At 31.9% G+C, this 1,093-nt stretch carries 2 protein-coding genes; both read right to left on the bottom strand.

The features are described from left to right. On the bottom strand, positions 1 to 446 hold a 446-nt coding region (locus AC1DWB_RS35865), incomplete at its 3' end, for a hypothetical protein (RefSeq protein ID WP_477545827.1). Positions 447 to 574: 128 nt separating this feature from the next. Then, positions 575 to 1,000: a hypothetical protein gene (locus AC1DWB_RS35860; RefSeq protein WP_477545826.1), complete on the bottom strand. Its 426-nt coding sequence runs from the start codon at positions 998 to 1,000 to the stop codon at positions 575 to 577. Between the last annotated feature and the right edge of the window lie 93 nt (positions 1,001 to 1,093).

The raw sequence follows: 1,093 nt of genomic DNA, 5'->3' as shown, positions 1-1,093 counted from the left end.
GGTAGAACATATTGCTCTTTTGTGAGATGGTTCTCTCCGTTTCGAACCAATAGAACTAATAAATCATGCCTTCCATCTTCTAGATTTGGTATAGTTACCTTTAAATCTTTTTTAGAGTTTGGTTGAACGTCTAATGTAATTATATCTTGAACCTTGTTTTCATATTTTATATTTTTTTGCTGATAGTCAATAAAAAATAATAGGGAATAAGTATTTTTTTTATTTGACTGGTTAATAATTGCTACATTTGCTAAGAAGTCATTTTTTTCAAGCAAAAAGGTCTCGTTTGATTGTGTTACCGCATATTCGCTATTTACATCAAGACCGAAAGATATTGTTTGTTCTTTCTTGTTAGAAAAGACGTTTGGCAAAAGTGTACCAATCATAAGTCCAAATACGGCTACAATCATCGTAATTAATGTTGTTTGAATAATTTTTTTTATCATACGACATATAATAACTCCTTAGAGAAAATAACATGAAATAGTTCTATTATATTCCAAGTATAATATGATTAAATTACCAGCCCTGTAATCGGAAATACAGGGCTGATGAGCAAAACACCTTTTTACTTTTAATAGTTTAGATCTTGGGCTTGATTCCAAGAAGTGCTCCCTGTTTTTGCGTGATGAAACGTTCTAGATTTATAAACATTTGAGGAACTGTAAACACTTGGGTCTGTTGCTCGTGCATCGGCAGTATAAACATTATTCTTATTTCCGGATTCGATCATTGCAGTAAGTACATCATTAACAAATATTATAGCTGTTGTGGAGATTTCATCAATGTTCGTAGTTGTCCAAATGCCCCCTTGCATGGTATAACTCGATGTATTTGCTACACTATAAACATGGTTGTTAGCATCTTTACCAACAGTGTTATATCCCTCAAGTTTGTAGTTTCCGATAAATCCATTAATCATGCTTGATGCCGCAAACGCTGATACTGAGATTGAAAGAAGAAGAGAGAAAATAAAAACCGAAAAATAAAATTTTTTCATAAATATTCATCTCCTTGAAAAATAAGATTGTTAGTTGATGGATCTGTAAAAGGGAATAAGATTTTTACAGTAGTTAAAGGTGGTGGCCTTTAA

The organism is Paenibacillus sp. P4_E11 (assembly GCF_056401635.1).
This window is presented reverse-complemented; position numbering and strand designations above follow the sequence as displayed.

Coding starts and splice junctions, on each gene's coding strand:
- AC1DWB_RS35860 (WP_477545826.1), bottom strand. CDS start 1,000: ATGAAAAAATTTTATTTTTCGGTTTTTATTTTCTCTCTTCTTCTTTCA.